Below are 17,526 nucleotides of genomic sequence, written 5' to 3' on the forward strand. Positions count from 1 at the left end.
GCCAATTTCTCGGTGGAGGCGACCAACAACAACCCGGCGCCGGGCAAGAACCAACTGGGTGCCTATACGGGTATCGTTCACTCGTTCTGACTGAGCGTGACCTCCTGATCGCTCGGCTCCTTGACAGCCCGCACTGTGCGGGCTTTTTTCTTTTTTTTTGGGCAAGCCACTCGCGCGCACGGGAAATGGGCGTTGCGAGCACTGGTGGCAGGGGCATTTTTCGTCACTGCGCATAGGCACGGGCCAGCCGCAACGCCACGCCAGCGCTGGCTCTGCAGCCGATTGGCCGGCAGTTGCGTTGCGGTTCGTGCTCCGGCAACCTTCGTGCAACTGGCGTAAGATGCCGGCTCGATTTCGATCGCAGCTTGCTCCACAAAGGGAACATGAACCTTCCGCTCTTACTGAATATCGCCACTTTTGTCTCCATCCTGATCGCTCTCGGGCGCGTGAACGCGAGCTGGAGTCTGGCGAAACGTGTGCTGCTGGGGATGGTGCTCGGCATCGTGTTTGGCCTGGTGCTGCACCTCATCTATGGCGACGACAGCGCGACGCTCAAGCAATCGATCTCCTGGTTCAGCATGGTTGGGGGCGGCTATATCCAACTGCTGCAGATGATCGTCATGCCGCTCGTGCTGGTCTCTGTGCTGAATTCGGTTGGCAAGCTCAACAGCACGGCATCGCTGGGCAAGATCAGCGTCCTGACCATCGGCACGCTGCTGCTCACGACGCTGATTTCCGCGCTGGTTGGGGTGTTCGTCACCAACCTGTTTGGCCTGACAGCGCAGGGGCTGGTGCAAGGCGCGCAGGAAACCGCCCGGCTGACCGCCATTCAGGACAACTATGTCGGCAAGGTGGCAGACCTTTCGGTGCCGCAATTGGTGCAGTCCTTTATCCCGAAAAATCCGTTTGCCGAACTGACCGGCGCCAAGCCGACGTCCATCATCGGCGTGGTGATCTTTGCGGCGTTCCTGGGCGTGGCTGCGTTGAACCTGCTCAAGGACGACGCCGTGAAGGGCGAGCGCGTGCTGACCGCCATTGACACCGCGCAGGCCTGGGTGATGAAGCTCGTGCGACTCGTCATTCGCCTGACGCCCTACGGCGTCCTGGCGCTGATGACCAATGTGGTGGCCGTGTCCAACGTGCAGGACGTCATCAAGCTTGGCGGCTTCGTGGTGGCGTCTTATCTGGGCCTGGCGATCATGTTTGGCGTGCATGCCGTGCTGCTGACACTCACCGGCATCAATCCGCTTCGCTTCTTCCGCAAGGTCTGGCCGGCGCTGTCTTTCGCGTTCACGAGCCGGTCGAGTGCAGCCACCATTCCGCTGAGCATCGAGGCGCAGACGCAGCGCATCGGCGTGCCGGAATCGATTGCCAGCTTCGCCGCATCGTTTGGCACCACGATTGGACAGAACGGCTGCGCGGGCCTGTATCCCGCCATGCTGGCAGTGATGGTGGCGCCCACGGTGGGCATCAACCCGTTCGATCCCGTGTGGATTGCGACGCTGGTGGCGATCGTCACCCTCAGCTCAGTGGGCGTGGCAGGTGTGGGTGGCGGCGCCACGTTCGCAGCATTGATCGTGCTGCCGGCCATGGGCTTGCCGGTCACGCTCGTGGCACTGCTGATCTCCATCGAACCCCTGATCGACATGGGCCGTACCGCGCTCAACGTCAACGGCTCGATGACCGCCGGGACGATCACCAGCCAGTTGCTGGGGCAAACCGATCGCAGTGTCTTCGATGCCGCCGATGATGTGGAGATGGCGCACCGCTGATGCGCGCCTCGAAAGAAAAAAATGCCGGCCATGGGGTCGGCATTTTTTTTTTGAGGGCGGGGTGGCTCAGTCAGGCGTTTGCGCCAGTTCGGTCAGCAGTTCCATGAACGCGCCGGCCAATTCGCTTGGCGTGGCGGCGCTTCTGCGCAGCAGGCCAACGGGCTCCTTGGTGGCCGAGGTGGCGATGTCCAGGCGGGCGAGTTGGCCGTGCGCCAGATCGTCGCCCGCAGCGCGCTCGGGCGTGATCCACACCGCGTCAGATCGGCACGCCAGCAGCCGTGCGACGGACACCGAAAGCGTTTCCGTCACCCCCGCGGGCAAGCGTAGCCCGTGCGTCTGGAACAGCGCCTCGGTGTGATGGCGCGGCACCGTGCCCGGCGTGGCAATCACCAGCGGGTAATCGAGCACCGCCTGCAGCGAGGCCGACGCACCTGGCTGCGTCAACAGCGGATGCCCCGGCCGCACGACCAGCGCCAGCGGCTCGGCATATAGCAGTTCGAACGACAGCCCCTGCATGCGATCCGGTTCGGCCATGCGCCCGATGATGAAGTCGAGTTCACCGGCCTTGAGCGCGGTCAGCAGCTCGACGTTGGTGCCGGTACGCAACCGCACGCCGGCATGCGGGCGTTGCGCGTGCAGATGGGCAATCGCCTGGGGTAGCAGGCTGCTAGCAACCGTCGGCAGGGCGCCCACATGCACAACCGGCGTAGATGCATCCGTCGACCCCATCAGCGCGGCGGTGGCCGATTCCAGCGCCTGCGTGACGCCCACCGCATGCCGCAGGAATTGCTCGCCTGCGGCGGTCAGCCGCGCGCCTTGCCGGCCGCGCTCCACCAGTTGCACCCCGGCCAGCGCCTCCAGCTCACCCAGCGTTTTCGATACCGCCGGCTGGCTCAGATGCAGCCGCTCGGCAGCACGCCGCAGGTTGCGCTCCTGCGCGATGGCGACAAAGCAGCTCAGATGGCGAAAGCGGATGCGGGACGGCAACTCGGCCGAAAAGGTACTTTCCATAACGTGGGGTTATCGATTTTCCGATAAAAAGTCAATTTACTTCACTTTTTGGCAGCGATACAGTCTTCCCACGATTTCATCAGGAGACGCCCCATGAACCTGCCGCTTTCCGGCACTGGCGAGTTCGCCCAACGCGATACCGCACAGCACCCGCCCGCACTGACCCCCGGCTACAAGACCAGCGTGCTGCGCTCGCCGCGCAACGCGCTCATCTCCACCCTCAATACGCTTTCGGAAACCACCGCGCCGGTGTTCCACGCCGACGACCTCGGCGCGCTCGACAACGACCTCATCCTCAACTACGCCAAGGAAGGCCTGCCGATCGGCGAGCGCATCATCGTCCACGGTTACGTGCGCGACGAGTTTGGCCGCCCCGTGCCGAACGCGCTGGTGGAGGTGTGGCAGGCCAACGCAGGCGGACGCTACCGCCACAAGAAGGACCAGTACATCGCGCCGATCGACCCGAACTTTGGCGGCTGCGGCCGCATGCTCACGGATGCCAATGGCTACTATGTCTATCGCACCATCAAGCCCGGCCCGTATCCGTGGCGCAATCGCATCAACGATTGGCGCCCGTCGCACATCCATTACTCGCTCTCCGGCGACGGCTGGGCGCAGCGCCTGATCACGCAGATGTACTTCGAGGGCGACCCGATGATCGCCCAGTGCCCGATCATCAAGACCATCCCCAGCGAAGAGCAGGTGCGCGGTCTGATCGCGCTGCATGACACGGCAAACCACGTGCCGCTCGATAGCCGCTGCTACCGCTTCGACATCACGCTGCGCGGCCGCCGTGCCACGCATTTCGAGAACGCTGTGCCCGCCCTGCAAGGAGCCAAGTGATGACCACGACTACACTCCGTGAATCGCTCGAACGTGCCCAGGCAGCGGCCATGACGACGACGCCGCCATTCGCGCATTTCAACGAGACCGCTTCGCAGACGGGCGGCCCGTATGTGCACATCGGCCTTGCACCGCGCCAGGCCGGCTTCGACATCTACGACAAGGAATTCGGCAGCGTACTGACCACGCCCGCCACGCGCGGCGAACGCATCGCGCTGGAAGGCCGCGTCTACGATGGTTCCGGCTCGCTCGTGCGCGATGTGCTGATCGAGATCTGGCAAGCCAACGCCGACGGCAAATATGCGCATCCGGCTGACCGGCAAGACAAACCGGTCGACCCGGCATTCCGTGGCTGGGGCCGCGCTGGTGCGGATTTCGATACGGGTGTCTATCGTTTCGAAACCATCAAGCCGGGCGCAGTGGCCGGCCGCAGCGGGTCAACACAGGCACCGCACATCTGCATGATCCTGTTTGCGCGCGGCATCAACCTCGGCCTGCACACCCGCGTGTACTTCAGCGATGAGGCCGCGGCCAACGGTACGGACTCGGTACTGACCGGCATCGAGTGGGAAGTGCGCCGCAAGACGTTGATTGCCCAGCGCAGCGAGCGCAATGGCGAGGTGGTCTACACCTTCGACGTGCGCCTGCAAGACACGCCGGATGGCGGCGCAGAGACAGTCTTCTTCGATATCTGATCGCTGCATCACATCAGAATCAGCAAAGACCACGCCCGGCAGGTTCACCCCGCTGGGCGTAGTTTTTTTGGCGCGGTCAGCAGGACTTTCAGCGAGACGTCATGCCGGCGTCGATAATGGGTGAATCGCCAGCCGGCGTTTGACGACCCTGCCGTGACCCAGCTCACTCTTCCCGGATTCGAAGCCACCCCGCAGTTGCCCGCGCATCGCCTGTTTCTGGCGATCAAGCCCGACGTTGATACCGCAGAGCGCATTGCGCGACTGATCCTACAATTGCGGCCCGTGGTGGGCTTCAAGGGCAAGGCGCTGCGCACGGAGCGTCTGCATATCACGCTGCATCATCTGGGCGATTTCGTGCATCTGCCGCCCGAGGAGATCGTGTCGCGTGTGCGTGCGGTGGCGGGTGGGCTCGCGTTGCCGGCGTTCGATGCCACGTTCAACCAGGTGGTGAGCTTTCATGGCCGGCGTGATCATCGCCCGTTTGTACTGCTCGGTGATGAGGGCGCGGGCGGCTTGATGGCGTTTCAGTCGGCGCTGGGCGAGGCGCTCCAGCATGCCGCCGTGCCGGTGCCGCGTGGGCATTTCAAGCCGCACATCACGCTGCTGTATGACCGCGGTGGCTTCGCGCCGAAAGCGGTCGAGCCCATCACGTGGACGGTGCGCGAGTTCGTTCTCATCCATAGCTGGCTGGGCAAGACGCGCTACGACGAACTCGGCCGCTGGCCGCTCAAGGGCTGAGCACCACGTTGTTACGCGCAGCCGTCCGGCCCGCAGACCGGGCCGTCGGCTTCGGCCATCGGGGCAGGCGCGCCGATGTGCTGCGTCAGCGCCTGTGCCCAGTGTTCCGGTTTGCCGAGCCACGGTCCGATGTCGATGATGCCCAGTTGGCCCTCCGCATCTTCCAGCGCAAACGTCGGAAAACCCTGACCGCCAACACGATCGAGCCATTGCCGGCTTTGCGCGATGTGCTGCTGCGTGAGCGCACCGGCTTGCCGCGCGTATTCCGCATCAAATGCTCCGGGTGACAGGCCCATCTCCGCTGCCAGCTCGCGCAGAACCGGCACATCGGCAATGCGCCGGCCTTCTGCGTAATGCGCGCGCTGGACGCGGTGGAGCATGTCCAACCCGCGGCCGCCAAGCGCTTGCGCCGCAAGCACGGCGGTAATGGGCGGCTCCGAATCCATCACGGCCGTGGTGTCGCGCAACAGGCCTTCAAAGTAGGGCTCGCCGAAGGGCTGGCCGGTCAACTCGGCAATGCGGTGGTCGTGCGGCATCACGTAGTCACGCCATTGGGGCGTCACCGCGCGGCGGTTTGCCCCAGCGAGCATGCCGCCGCCATGGAAGACGACCGTCAGGCCCGGCACGGAGCGCGCGGCTTCCACCAGCGGCGCGGCGCCGTAGCACCAGCCGCACAGCGGGTCGTAGATGTAATGCAATGTCGTCATGTCGATTTCCAAGTGACTGGCGAACTTACTGCGGCCACTTCATTTCGCCCTTGATGACCTTGGCGCCCAGCTCCAGGGATGCATCGCCGGCCAGCGTCGGGTACGCGGTCTTCATCGCCTTGATCAGCTCCGCCGCGTTGTTGGCCTTGGCGGCCTGGTGCTCAAAGGTCTTCAGGTAATCCGCCGTAAAGCGTACCGCCTCCAGCCCCTTGGGCATCGCACCGGCGAAGTGGCCGGGAACCACCGTCGTCGGCTTGAGCGCGCTGATGCTGTCCAGCGTCTGCAGCCAGCCCAGGCGCGATTCGCGCGTTTGCGTGTCAGCCATCCATACGTGGCCGCCGCTGTTGACGACCACGCCGCCGGCCACCGTCTTGATTGAAGGAATCCACAGGTACGTGCGCGCCGCGTCGGGGCCGTTCAAGCCCTTGATCTCGATGGTGCGGCCTTCGAGCGCCAGGTGGTCTGCGTGCAGCACGTCGGGCAGCACGAGCGTCTTGGGCGCATTGTCTTTCAGGATCGGGCCCCAGTAGGCGAGCTTGCCGTTCATCGATGCCTTGATGGCGGCCACGGTCTGCGGCGTGGCCACGATCTTCGCTTTCGGGAATGCTGCGCGGATGACATCCAGCCCGAAGTAATAATCCGGATCGCTGTGGCTGATGTAGACGGTGGTGAGCGTCTTGCCGCTGGCCCGGAGTTTCTGCACGAGCGCTTCTGCGTCGCTGCGCTGGAATTGCGCGTCGATCAGGATGGCCTCGTGTGCGCCGGTGATGATTTCCGACGACACGGGGAAGACGCCCTTGTCGCCGGGGTTGTAGACCTCAAGATGCAATGGCGCCGGCGCGGCAGCGTGGGCAATCAGGCCGGCGCTGACAAGGCCGGCGGCGAGCAGGGTGCGGAACAGGGTCATCGGGCTTCTCCAGTCGGATGTGATGGTGATGATGCCGCTACTTTAGGTTGCTTGATCCGATCAAAAAACAGCCTAAGATGCGCATATTTGTTTCGTCAATCGATCAAATATGGATCGCATCACGTCCGCCGAAGTGTTTGTGGCGATTGTCGAGCGCGGCAGCCTGAGCGCCGCTGCGGAAGGGCTCGACATGTCGCGCGCGATGGTCACGCGCTATCTGGCGCAGATGGAGGCGTGGTCCGGCGCGCGGCTGCTGCATCGAACTACACGCCGCATCGGCCTGACGCCCGCCGGCGAAGCGACGCTCGCGCGCTGCCGCGAGATGCTGGAAATCGTTTCACGGATGGCCGTGGCGGATGGCCCCGAAGCCGATACGCCGCGTGGCCTCCTGCGCATTGCCTGCTCACAAGCATTGGCACAGCAGCGGCTGAGCGCGGCCGTGACGGCCTACCTGCAGCGCTATCCGCAAACGGCGGTCGATCTGGTGGTCGACAACCGCACCATCAACCTCGTGGAAGAGCGCATCGACCTGGCCGTGCGCATCACCAACGATCTGGATCCGAACCTGATTGCGCGGCCGCTGGGCACGTGTGAATCCGTCGTGGTGGCAGCACCGTCGTACCTGGCCGCGCATGGCACACCGCGCCGCGTGGAAGACCTGGCCATTCACAACTGTCTGACGTATTCGTACTTCGGCAAAAGCCTGTGGAAGTTCACGGATGCCAAGACGGGCGCGCCGTCGGACGTGCCGGTGGGCGGCAATCTGAGTGCGAATGAATCGATGGTGTTACTGGCGGCGGCGCGGGAGGGCGCGGGCATTGCGTTGCAGCCGGTGTTTGCTGCCGGGCCTCTGATCGCCAGCGGGCAACTCGTGCGCCTGTTGCCCGAGCACGTGCCGCAGGCGCTGGGCATTCATGGCGTGTACAGCTCGCGCAGGCAGATGCCGGCGGCGCTGCGGGCGATGCTGGATTTTCTGGTGGACTGGTTCAAGGTGCAGCCGAACGTCACCTGATCGGCTCGGAAGACTGCCTTCGCATCGCCAGCAAGCCCAACGCCAGCACGCAGAACACCGCACCCGCGTGGAATGTTGCGGCTGCGCCAAGCTGGTCCCATAGCAACCCTGCCAGAACGCTGGCGATCAACATGGCCAGCCCGCTCACCAGGTTGAACATGCCGTAGGCGGTGCCACGCAAATCAGCCGGTGCGGTGTCGGCGACCATGGTTGCCAGCAAGCCCTGCGTCATGCCCATGTGCACGCCCCACAATGCCACGCCAGCGATGACCATGCCCCAGTGGGCGGACAGGCCAAGCACGCCATCGGCGGCAATCAACACCACCAGCCCTAGCGCTAGCAGCTTCGTATGGCTCATGCGGTCTGAGAGCTTGCCGAACGGATACGCCGCCAGCGCATAGACGACGTTCATCGCCACCATGACCAACGGCACCAGCGCGACCGGAATGCCGCCTTGCTGCGCACGCAGGACCAGGAACGCTTCGGAAAAACGTGCGAGCGTGAAGACCGCGCCGATCATGACCACCCACCAGTACGCGCTGTTCAACCGCCTGAGGTTGTCGCGGCGAATCGGGTTGGTGCGGCGGGCGCCGTGGTGGGTCTGCGGCTCGCGCAGGCCAAACATTAACAGCGCTACGGACAGCAGCCCCGGCACCACGGCCACCCAGAACACGGCGCGAAAGTCATTGGCCCACAGCAGCATCAGCCCGACGGCCAGAAGCGGCCCCAGAAACGCGCCCACGGTATCGAGCGATTGCCGCAGCCCGAAGGCCGCGCCGCGCAGCGCAGGCGGGGTGATGTCGGCGACCAGCGCATCGCGCGGCGCACCGCGAATGCCCTTGCCGACGCGATCCAGCAGGCGCGCCGTCAGCACAGTGCCGGCCGTGGGGGCCATGGCGAACAACGGCTTGGACAGCGCACCCAGCGCATAGCCAAAGACGGCCAGGCCCTTGCGCTTGCCGAGGTAGTCGCTCAGCGTGCCGGAGAAGATCTTGACGATGAGCGCAGTCGATTCGCCCAGGCCTTCGATCAGCCCGACCGACAGGGCGCTTGCGCCCAGCACCGACACCATGAACAGCGGCAGCAGGCTGTGGATCATCTCGGAGGCGATGTCCATCAGCAGGCTGACGCAGCCGAGCACCCAGATACCGCCGGGAATCTGGCGCAGGCCGCCGGGCGGCTTGGCATCGGTCGGGGCGGGCATCATGGTGGGTGGCTGGCGTTCAGCGGCAAGCGTCAGGCGAGCGGCGCGAAGAGGCTGTTGAGCTGGGCCCCGCTGGCGGCATCGCGCGCAAAGGTGAAGGTGCCGGTGGTGCGCAGTTCTTCCGCCGCCCGCAGGAACGCACCCATGGCGACGCGTGCCAGGGCGGCCCCCACGCTGATGCGCTTGACGCCCAGTTCGGTCAGTTCGGCCACGCTCAGGTTGCCGTCGGCAAAGCCCATGAGCACGTTGAGCGGACGATCGATTTCGCGCAGCACGGTGGCGATTTCGTCGCGCGTTTTCAGGCCGGGCGCGTAGAGCACGTCGGCACCGGCGTCCTGGAAGGCTTGCAAGCGGCGGATCGTATCGGCCAGGTCGTTGCGGCCGTGCAGGTGGTTTTCGGCGCGTGCGGTGAGTATGAACGGGAACGGCAGTGAGCGAGCCGCCTCCACCGCAGCGCGCACGCGTTCAGCGGAGGCTTCCAGCGAGTAGATGGGCGCATCTGCGCGGCCCGTGGCGTCTTCAATCGAGCCGCCGACGATGCCGGTGGCGCCTGCCAGGCGGATCGTCTCGGCCACGGTTTCCGGGGCATCGCCAAAGCCGTTTTCCAGATCGGCGGCCATGGGCACATCCGTGGCGGCAGCCAGGTCGGCCACGTGCGCGAGGATGGTGTCCCGGCCGACGCCATAGTCGGGCAGCCCGCGCGAGAACGCAAAGCCCGCACTGGTGCTGGTCAACGCCTCGAAGCCGAGCGATGCCAGCAGCCGGGCCGAGCCCGGGTCCCACGGGTTGGGAATCACAAAGGTGCCGCTGCGTTCGTGCAGCGCGCGGAAGGCTTGGGCTTTTTCGATCTGGGTCGGCACGGGTTATCCGGTATGAAGTGGATGGGGGTTGGACTGCAATGCTGCGGCACAGGCGAGCGCATCGTCCAGGCGGTCATTGCCCCAGAACATCGCGTCGCCGACAAAGAACGCGGGAGCGCCAAAGATGCCACGAATCTGCGCGGCGTGCGTTTGCTCGCGCAGGCGGGGCCTGCTGGCGTCGGACTGTGCTTGGGCCACGATGGCGTCGGCCGGCAAGCCGAGCGCTGTCAGTTCGTCGGCCACGGCCTCGGGCGTGTGGATGTCGCGGTCCTGCGCAAAATTGCGCAGCATGATGCGCTGGCAGAAGGCGCCCACCCATGGCGCATCCGCGCCGAGCAGCGCCACTCGCAGCGGCAAGACAGACGCGCGCGGAAACGTGCTCGGCTGGGTCCAGGGCAAGCCGTGTTTGGCGCATTCACGCACCATGTCCTGCCAGACGTAGTGGCCTTTGGCCCGCTGCAGCACGAACGGCGAACTGGCCCAGCCGAGTGACTGAAAGATCGGCCCGAGCAGGAAGGGCTTCCACGCAACGCGCACACCCAGCTGCACCGCAGCCGCCTCCACGCGCATCACGCTCAGGTAGCTGTAGTTGCTGGCGAAATCGAACCAGAATTCGACGGTGGGCGCGGGGACGAGCGCTTCCCAGGTGGCGTTGTAAGGGGCAGTCGGGGTTGCTGTCTGCGGTCGACCAAGGGTGTCCATGCGGCCTCCAACGTGGGTGTCGTTGACGCCATTACACGTGGAGCGCCGTGTGCGCTCAAACGCCTTTCACGCAAGTTCGGATGCGCCGGACGCATGCGTGACCTGGGTTGCGGCTTCCGAGCAGATCCAGGCGGCCACATCGCGAACATCGCGACGCGGGTTGGGTTCGGACTGGATCAGCCAATACGCATGCGTGTTGCGCACGCCAGGGGCGATGGTCGGGACGGTGACCAGGCGGCCGTCGGCCAGCAGCGGGGCGATCAGCTGCAGGCGCCCGAGCGCGATGCCCTGGCCGGCCACCGCGGCGTGAATGATCTGGTCGTGCTGGTTGAAGCGCAGCACGGTGCGCGGTTTGGCGTGGCTCCAGCCAGCGGCAGCCAGCCAGTCGGTCCACTGGAGCCACGGGCGGCGCAGGTCGCGGTCGTCAAAGTCGAGCAGCGTCAGGCCGGCAAACGCCTCGGCAGAATCCAGCGAACGCAACCCCACCGACGGATGCGCGACCGGCGCAACGGTCTCCCCAAACAGCCGGATCGCACCCGGCGGCGCATCGCTCGGTGGGCAATACCGGATGGCAAGTTCGATGCCTTCGTTCTTCAGGTCGACGAGGCGGTTGTTGGTGGCCACGCGCACATCGATGTCGGGGTACTGCAGTTGGAAGCGCGCCAGGCGCGGCAGCAGCCACAAGCCTGTGACGCCGATACTGGCAGTGATCGTGACAGGCCGACGTTCTGCCGCCACGCGGATGGCGCCGATGGCGTCCTGCAACTGCTGCACGGCACTGTCGGCGCTGCGGAACAGGCGTTCGCCCTCGGGCGTGAATGCGATCGAGCGGTGCCCGCGGACCAGCAGCTTCACGCCCAGCGCCTCCTCCAGCGCCGACACCTGTCGGCTCACGGCCGATTGCGTCAGGCACAGATCATCAGCCGCGAGCGTGATGCTCATGCGCCGGCCCACCGCCACGAAACCACGCAACAAGTCCAGGGAGGCCAACCGAACCAGGGGAGTCGACATGCGTTTTCCTCATGCAAAGCGTTCTCAAAGATCAATTGAGAACCCGAATAGGGCGAAGTTTAATAAGCCATCGGGCGACATTCCAGCCAATTCCACATTCGACACGCTTGCCGAGACGGAATGTCAGCCACACCGGAGAACAACGCTCATGACATCGAAATCTCTCACGCAATCGCCCTGGTTGCCCGTATTGGCCGGCGGGGCGGTGATTGGCGTGGCGCTGGGCATTCGCCACGTGCAGGGGCTGTTCCTCGTGCCCATCACCATGGGCCACGGTTGGACGCGCGAAACCTTCGGCCTGGCGATTGCGCTGCAAAACCTCGTCTGGGGCGCGGCACAGCCATTTGCGGGCATGCTGGCCGACCGCTACGGGGCGGCCAAGGTGGTGGTGGCTGGCGTCGTGGTCTATGCGCTTGGTTTGCTGCTGATGGCACATGCGGGCACGCCGCTGGGCTTTACGCTGTCGGCGGGCGGGCTGATCGGACTGGGGCTGTCAGGCACGTCGTTCGGCGTCGTGTATGGGGCCATCAGCCGGCTCACGCCGCCAGAACGGCGTAGCTGGGCGCTGGGCGTGGCCGGTGCAGTGGGCGGTGTCGGCCAATTCGTGATGGTGCCGACGGCGCAGGGCTTGCTGAGCACGGTCGGCTGGGTGACGGCGCTGGTCGTCATGGCGGTGGTCATGGCGATGTTCTTGCCGCTGGCCGCGCCGTTGCGCGAGAGAACATCCGCCGCCGCTGCCCACGAGGCGCACCAGAGCATGGGCGCGGCCATTCGCGAGGCCTTTTCCCACCGCGGTTTCTGGCTGCTGAACCTGGGCTTTCTGACGTGTGGGTTCCAGCTCGCCTTTATCGGTGCCCACATGCCGGCCTACCTGCTCGACAAGGGGCTCACCGGTCGCCACGGCATGGTGGCGCTGGCACTCATTGCCGCTGCCAACATCGTCGGCACGTATTACTGCGGCGCCCTGGGTGGGCTGTTCCGGCGCAAGTATCTGCTGTCGTTGTTGTACCTGATTCGCACCGCGGCGATTGCGCTATTCATCCTGCTGCCGCTGTCGCCGGCAACCTTGTATGCATTTGCCATCGTGATGGGCTTGCTCTGGCTGGGCACGGTGCCGCTGACCAACGGACTGCTGTCGCAGGTATTCGGGGTGCGCTACATCGGCACGCTCTTTGGCTTCGTGTTCCTCGGTCACCAGATTGGCGCGTTCTTGGGCGTGTGGCTGGGCGGGGTGGTATACGACCACCTGCATTCCTACGACGCAATCTGGTTGGGCGCGATGGCGCTCGGCGTGGTGGCTGCGCTGCTGCACTGGCCGATCGATGATCGCCAACTCGCGCGCATGCCGGTCGCGCAACCCGCATGAACGGGCGACTCACACGGTGGATGGCGTGGGCGCTGGGGGTGGCGGGCGCCACCCTGATCTTCGCGGCATGGTTGTCGCCAGAGGGCGCATTTTCCTTTGTGACGCTGGCGTCCTTCTGCGGGTAGGGCGACGCAAGCGCCCGATTTGTGAAACAATATCGGGTTAATCACTAGCGGGCACTGGTACGGTTTGCGCGGGAATTACGTCGTTTTTGCGTCGTTCTCCTGTGAATGCCACCGTTCAGACATGACTTACGCCGTCAAGGAAATCTTCTACACGCTGCAAGGCGAAGGTGCTAACACCGGCCGCGCAGCTGTCTTCTGCCGCTTTGCCGGCTGCAACCTCTGGAGTGGGCGCGAAGCTGATCGCGCCACCGCCGTCTGCCAGTTCTGTGACACCGATTTTGTCGGCACGGACGGTACGCAAGGCGGCAAATACACCACTGCCGACGCACTCGCCGATACCGTTGCCGCCGAATGGCCGGCCGACGCTACGGGCGGCAAGCCGCTCGTCATCTGTACCGGCGGCGAGCCGCTGCTGCAACTCGACAGGCCGCTGATCGACGCACTGCACGCACGCGGCTTCGAAATCGCCATCGAGACCAACGGCACCATCGCCGTGCCTGAAGGCATCGACTGGGTGTGCGTCAGCCCGAAGATGGGTTCCGAACTCGTCGTCACGCGTGGTGACGAACTGAAGGTGGTGATCCCCCAAGACGGGCAGGACCTCGACGCATATGAACGGCTGGATTTCCAGCATTTCTTCCTGCAGGCCATGGACGGCCCGCTTGCCCGGCAGAATACGGTGCTCGCCGTTGCGCTGTGCCAGCATCGGCCGCGCTGGCGCCTGTCGCTGCAAACCCATAAGATGCTGGGCATCCGCTAAGGCGGGCCGCAGCACCTTATCCCAGTCGTTCCAGCCGTTTCGCGGCGCCTGCTGCCGCCACCTTGCTCCATGACCAAGACCGTTTCTATCACGCGCCGGCTCGAATTCGACGCCGGCCACCGCATCCCGGGCCATGCAGGCCAATGCCGCAATCTGCACGGGCATCGTTATCAGCTTGAGCTGACCCTCACTGGCGAAGTCCTGCACAACGATAAAGCCGCCGATGACGGCATGATCCTTGACTTCGGCGACGTCAAGCAGCTTGCCAACAAGCATCTCGTCGACCTTTGGGATCACGCCTTCCTCGTCTATCGCGGCGACACGAAGCTCGTGGAATTCCTGGGCAGCATGGAAGGCGGTCACAAGACCGTCGTGCTGAACGACGTGCCCACCGTCGAAAACCTCGCGCAGGTCGCGTTCGACATTCTCGAGCCGGTATTCCGCAATACGTTCGGGCATCATCTGCGCCTGTCCAAGCTGGTGCTGTACGAAACCCCGAATTGCTGGGCCGACGTGAAGCTCGCGCGCCCGCACGAGCAGGATTGATCGGATAAAGCCGACACGCATGACCACGCCCCACGTCCTTACGCCGCCTGCAGGCATGTCCGCCCAAGAGCGCGACGGCTACTGGATGCAGCAGGCGCTCGTGCAGGCCAAGTTCGCGTGGGGGCAGGGCGAGGTGCCGGTGGGTGCCGTGGTCGTGCGGGGCAACGAGATCGTCGGCGTCGGCTACAACGCCCCGATTGGCACACATGATCCGTCTGCGCATGCGGAGATGCGCGCCCTGCGCCAGGCCGCCGAAAAGCTCGGCAACTACCGCCTGCCCGACTGCGAAGTCTTCGTGACGCTGGAGCCGTGCGTGATGTGCGCCGGCGCCATGCTGCACGCCCGTGTGGCGCGTGTCGTCTACGGTGCGCCGGATCCCAAGACGGGCGCCGCAGGCAGCATCCTCGACCTGTTTGCCGAGACGCGGCTGAACCACCAGACCGCCATCACAGGCAGTGTGCTCGCACAGGAATGCGGCGACATGCTGCGCGCCTTCTTTGCCGAGCGCCGGGCCAGCCAACGTGCGGCGCGCTTGGCCTCCACCCACTCTGACGAATCTGCCACATGACCACTGTCCGCCTGATCGCGCCTTCCGGCTATCCGAACGATCCGGCCATCGCCGAGCGCGGTGTGGCGGCGTTGGAAGCGCAGGGCTGCACGATCGTCAACCGCGAGTGTCTGAGCCGGCAGCATCAGCGTTTTGCCGGCGGCGAACTCGCGCGGCTGGCTGACCTGAACCAGATCGGCACGGGCAGCGGTCAGGAAATCGCCATGGCCATCCGCGGGGGGTATGGCCTCACGCGCTTGCTGGACCATATCGACTTCATCGACATCGGCCGCCGCGCGCAGGCGACCGACGCCATCATCGTGGGCCACAGCGATTTCACCGTGTTTTCGCTGGCGTACCTGGCGGCCACGGGCGGTGTGACGTTTGCCGGCCCTCACGTGTGTTCGGACTTCGGGCTGGAGAAGGTCGACCCGTTCATGGCCGAGCACTTCTGGGGCATTCTGCGTCATCCGACCTATGCGTTGCGCGTGGATGTACCGCAACCTGGTGTCTGTGCACGGCAGGGCCACTATGCCGGCACGCTGTGGGGCGGCAATCTGGCCATGCTGTGCAGCCTGATCGGCACGCCGTATCTACCGGATATCCGCGACGGCATCCTGTTCGTTGAGGACATCAACGAGCATCCTTACCGCGTCGAGCGCATGCTGCTGCAATTGCAGCAAGCGGGCGTGCTTGATGCCCAGCAGGCGCTCGTGCTGGGCGATTTCTCGGGGTATCGCACGACACCGTACGACGCCGGCTACGATTTCGACACCATGCGCGATTACCTGGCCCAACGCCTGTCGATTCCGGTCATCACCGGCTTGCCGTTCGGCCATTGCCCGACCAAGGCGACCCTGCCGATTGGCGCACAGGCCGAACTGGATGTCGACGCCACGGGCTTTACGCTGCACTTTTCGGGGTACCCGACGCTCAAGGCATAAGCCTTCCGGCCATCCGGGTCACGTCCGGGTGGTAAAATCTCAGGTTCTCCAAATGGCATTCGGCAAGTGCTTGCCGCGCCAGATCACCGCTTTCCAAATCAAGGTTTCCACGTGCTTTCCACCGCCAACATCACCATGCAGTTCGGGCCCAAGCCCTTGTTCGAGAACATCTCGGTCAAGTTTGGCGAGGGCAATCGCTATGGCCTGATCGGCGCCAACGGTTGCGGCAAGTCGACCTTCATGAAGATCCTGGGCGGCGATCTGGAGCCGAGTTCGGGCAACGTGATGCTGGAACCGGGCGTGCGCCTGGGCAAGCTGCGCCAGGACCAGTTCGCCTACGAAGACATGCGCGTGCTGGATGTGGTGATGATGGGCCACACCGAAATGTGGGCCGCCGCGCAGGAGCGTGACGCCATCTACGCAAACCCGGAAGCGACCGACGACGACTACATGAAGGCCGCCGACCTGGAGGCCAAGTACGCCGAATACGACGGCTACACCGCCGAGGCGCGTGCGGGTGAACTGCTGATGGGCGTCGGCATTCCGACCGACCAGCACAACGGCACCATGAGCAACGTTGCGCCGGGCTGGAAGCTGCGCGTGCTGTTGGCACAGGCGCTGTTCTCGAACCCGGACGTGCTGCTGCTGGACGAGCCGACCAACAACCTCGACATCAACACGATCCGCTGGCTGGAATCGGTGCTCAACGAGCGCAATTCCACCATGATCATCATTTCCCACGATCGCCACTTCCTGAACTCGGTCTGCACGCACATGGCCGATATGGACTACGGCACGCTCAAGGTCTACCCGGGCAACTACGACGACTACATGGAGGCCTCCATCCAGGCGCGCGAACGCCTGCAGGCCGCCAACGCGCGGGCCAAGGAGCGCATCTCCGACCTGCAGGACTTCGTGCGCCGTTTCTCGGCCAACAAGTCCAAGGCACGCCAGGCCACGTCACGCCTGAAGATGATCGACAAGATCAAGGTGGAAGACATCAAGCCGTCGTCGCGCCAGAACCCGTTCATCCGCTTCGAGTTCGAGAAGAAGCTGCACAACCTGGCAGTGGAAACCGAGAACGCGCGCAAGACGTACGACCGCAAGATTTTCGACGGCCTGACCATGGCCGTGCGTGCGGGCGAGCGGATCGCCATCATCGGGGAGAACGGCGCGGGCAAGACCACGCTGCTGCGCTGCCTGCTGAACGGCGCCGTCAAGACGGGCGTGCAGCGCGGGATCGAGGTCGACGGCGGCACCGTCAAGTGGGCCGAGCATGCCAACGTGGGCTACATGCCGCAGGACACCTACGAGGAATTCCCCGAAGACCGTGACCTGATGGACTGGATGAGCCAGTGGACGCAGGCCGGTGATGACGACCAATCGCTGCGCGGCACGATGGGCCGCCTGCTGTTTTCGGCCGACGACATCAAGAAGAACGTCAAGGTGCTATCCGGTGGCGAGAAGGGCCGCATGATCTGGGGCAAGCTCATGCTCGGCCGCCACAACGTGCTGGCGCTGGACGAGCCGACCAACCACATGGACATGGAATCGATCGAGTCGCTGCAGATCGCGCTCGACAAGTTCGAAGGCACGCTGATCTTCGTGTCGCACGACCGCGAGTTCGTCAGCGGCCTGGCCACGCGCGTGATCGAAGTGCGCCCGGACGGTACGCTCACCGACTACCTCGGCACGTACGATGAGTACCTGCAGAGTCAGGGCGTCGAAATCTGAGCGCCGATCCTCCGCCGTAACCAAGGGGCCGCCGATGTGCGG

Annotated in this window: 18 protein-coding genes; 11 read left to right on the forward strand and 7 right to left on the reverse strand. The window is 64.7% G+C overall.

Translation table 11 applies throughout. The features are described from left to right. The first annotated feature begins 383 nt into the window (after positions 1-383). Positions 384-1,772 (forward strand): L-cystine transporter, encoded by a 1,389-nt coding sequence (locus R2N16_RS24605; protein ID WP_316669525.1) that lies wholly within the window; start codon positions 384-386, stop codon positions 1,770-1,772. A gap of 66 nt (positions 1,773-1,838) precedes the next feature. Here the strand turns inward: R2N16_RS24605 and pcaQ are convergent, their stop codons facing one another. Continuing rightward, positions 1,839-2,783 carry a pca operon transcription factor PcaQ gene (gene pcaQ, locus R2N16_RS24610; protein ID WP_316669527.1) on the reverse strand — a complete coding sequence of 315 codons (945 nt, stop codon included), beginning with the start codon at positions 2,781-2,783 and terminating at the stop codon, positions 1,839-1,841. A 93-nt stretch (positions 2,784-2,876) separates the two neighbouring features. Here pcaQ and pcaH point away from each other — a divergent pair, with 93 nt between their 5' ends. The 3 genes from pcaH (at position 2,877) to thpR (ending at position 5,059) form a co-directional block, all read left to right on the forward strand. Next, positions 2,877-3,626 carry a protocatechuate 3,4-dioxygenase subunit beta gene (gene pcaH / locus R2N16_RS24615; RefSeq protein ID WP_316669529.1) on the forward strand — a complete coding sequence of 250 codons (750 nt, stop codon included), beginning with the start codon at positions 2,877-2,879 and terminating at the stop codon, positions 3,624-3,626. Beyond that, positions 3,626-4,321, forward strand: coding sequence for a protocatechuate 3,4-dioxygenase subunit alpha (gene pcaG / locus R2N16_RS24620; protein ID WP_316669531.1), 696 nt, complete (start codon positions 3,626-3,628; stop codon positions 4,319-4,321). Before pcaH ends, pcaG begins: the two co-directional genes overlap by 1 nt. A 153-nt stretch (positions 4,322-4,474) precedes the next feature. Next, complete coding sequence (thpR, locus tag R2N16_RS24625; protein WP_316669533.1) at positions 4,475-5,059, forward strand: RNA 2',3'-cyclic phosphodiesterase; 585 nt, start codon at positions 4,475-4,477, stop codon at positions 5,057-5,059. An 11-nt stretch (positions 5,060-5,070) separates the two neighbouring features. On the opposite strand, the gene R2N16_RS24630 is transcribed toward thpR, so the two are convergent. Together R2N16_RS24630 and R2N16_RS24635 are read right to left on the reverse strand one after the other, a co-directional pair. Then, entirely contained in the window at positions 5,071-5,766 is a 696-nt protein-coding gene (locus tag R2N16_RS24630; protein WP_316669535.1) for a DsbA family protein, read from the reverse strand. Positions 5,767-5,791: 25 nt separating this feature from the next. After that, positions 5,792-6,673, reverse strand: a complete 882-nt coding sequence (locus R2N16_RS24635) for an MBL fold metallo-hydrolase (RefSeq protein ID WP_316669537.1) — start codon at positions 6,671-6,673, stop codon at positions 5,792-5,794. Between the two features lie 109 nt (positions 6,674-6,782). On the opposite strand from R2N16_RS24635, the gene R2N16_RS24640 reads away from it, so the two are divergent. After that, positions 6,783-7,685, forward strand: coding sequence for a LysR family transcriptional regulator (locus R2N16_RS24640; protein ID WP_316669539.1), 903 nt, complete (start codon positions 6,783-6,785; stop codon positions 7,683-7,685). Here R2N16_RS24640 and R2N16_RS24645 read toward each other — a convergent pair. The 4 genes from R2N16_RS24645 to R2N16_RS24660 form a co-directional block, all read right to left on the reverse strand. Further along, positions 7,678-8,892: an MFS transporter gene (locus tag R2N16_RS24645; protein WP_316669541.1), complete on the reverse strand. Its 1,215-nt coding sequence runs from the start codon at positions 8,890-8,892 to the stop codon at positions 7,678-7,680. The genes R2N16_RS24640 and R2N16_RS24645 overlap by 8 nt on opposite strands. Before the next feature lie 29 nt (positions 8,893-8,921). Further along, positions 8,922-9,749, reverse strand: a complete 828-nt coding sequence (locus R2N16_RS24650; protein ID WP_316669543.1) for an isocitrate lyase/PEP mutase family protein — start codon at positions 9,747-9,749, stop codon at positions 8,922-8,924. Positions 9,750-9,752: 3 nt separating this feature from the next. Beyond that, a complete protein-coding gene (locus tag R2N16_RS24655; RefSeq protein WP_316669545.1) occupies positions 9,753-10,451 on the reverse strand; it encodes a 2-hydroxychromene-2-carboxylate isomerase in 699 nt (232 codons plus the stop codon). 66 nt (positions 10,452-10,517) lie between these two features. Further along, positions 10,518-11,462 (reverse strand): LysR substrate-binding domain-containing protein, encoded by a 945-nt coding sequence (locus R2N16_RS24660; protein WP_316669546.1) that lies wholly within the window; start codon positions 11,460-11,462, stop codon positions 10,518-10,520. 148 nt (positions 11,463-11,610) lie between these two features. On the opposite strand from R2N16_RS24660, the gene R2N16_RS24665 reads away from it, so the two are divergent. From R2N16_RS24665 to R2N16_RS24690, 6 genes are all read left to right on the forward strand, one after another. Then, the gene (locus R2N16_RS24665) at positions 11,611-12,828 is read left to right on the forward strand and encodes an MFS transporter (protein ID WP_316669548.1); all 1,218 of its coding nucleotides are present in this window, start codon (positions 11,611-11,613) and stop codon (positions 12,826-12,828) included. Between the two features lie 246 nt (positions 12,829-13,074). Then, positions 13,075-13,713, forward strand: coding sequence for a 7-carboxy-7-deazaguanine synthase (gene queE / locus R2N16_RS24670; protein WP_316669550.1), 639 nt, complete (start codon positions 13,075-13,077; stop codon positions 13,711-13,713). A gap of 69 nt (positions 13,714-13,782) precedes the next feature. Then, positions 13,783-14,259 (forward strand): 6-carboxytetrahydropterin synthase QueD, encoded by a 477-nt coding sequence (gene queD / locus R2N16_RS24675; protein WP_316669551.1) that lies wholly within the window; start codon positions 13,783-13,785, stop codon positions 14,257-14,259. A 19-nt stretch (positions 14,260-14,278) separates the two neighbouring features. Continuing rightward, positions 14,279-14,827 carry a tRNA adenosine(34) deaminase TadA gene (tadA, locus tag R2N16_RS24680; protein WP_316669553.1) on the forward strand — a complete coding sequence of 183 codons (549 nt, stop codon included), beginning with the start codon at positions 14,279-14,281 and terminating at the stop codon, positions 14,825-14,827. After that, positions 14,824-15,750 carry a muramoyltetrapeptide carboxypeptidase gene (ldcA, locus tag R2N16_RS24685; RefSeq protein WP_316669556.1) on the forward strand — a complete coding sequence of 309 codons (927 nt, stop codon included), beginning with the start codon at positions 14,824-14,826 and terminating at the stop codon, positions 15,748-15,750. The genes tadA and ldcA overlap by 4 nt, the downstream gene beginning before the upstream one ends. Positions 15,751-15,861: 111 nt before the next feature. Further along, positions 15,862-17,484, forward strand: coding sequence for an ABC-F family ATPase (locus R2N16_RS24690; RefSeq protein ID WP_316669558.1), 1,623 nt, complete (start codon positions 15,862-15,864; stop codon positions 17,482-17,484). The last annotated feature ends 42 nt before the right edge of the window (positions 17,485-17,526 follow it).

Origin of the sequence: Ralstonia psammae (assembly GCF_958405935.1) — a bacterium.
GTDB lineage: Bacteria > Pseudomonadota > Gammaproteobacteria > Burkholderiales > Burkholderiaceae > Ralstonia > Ralstonia psammae.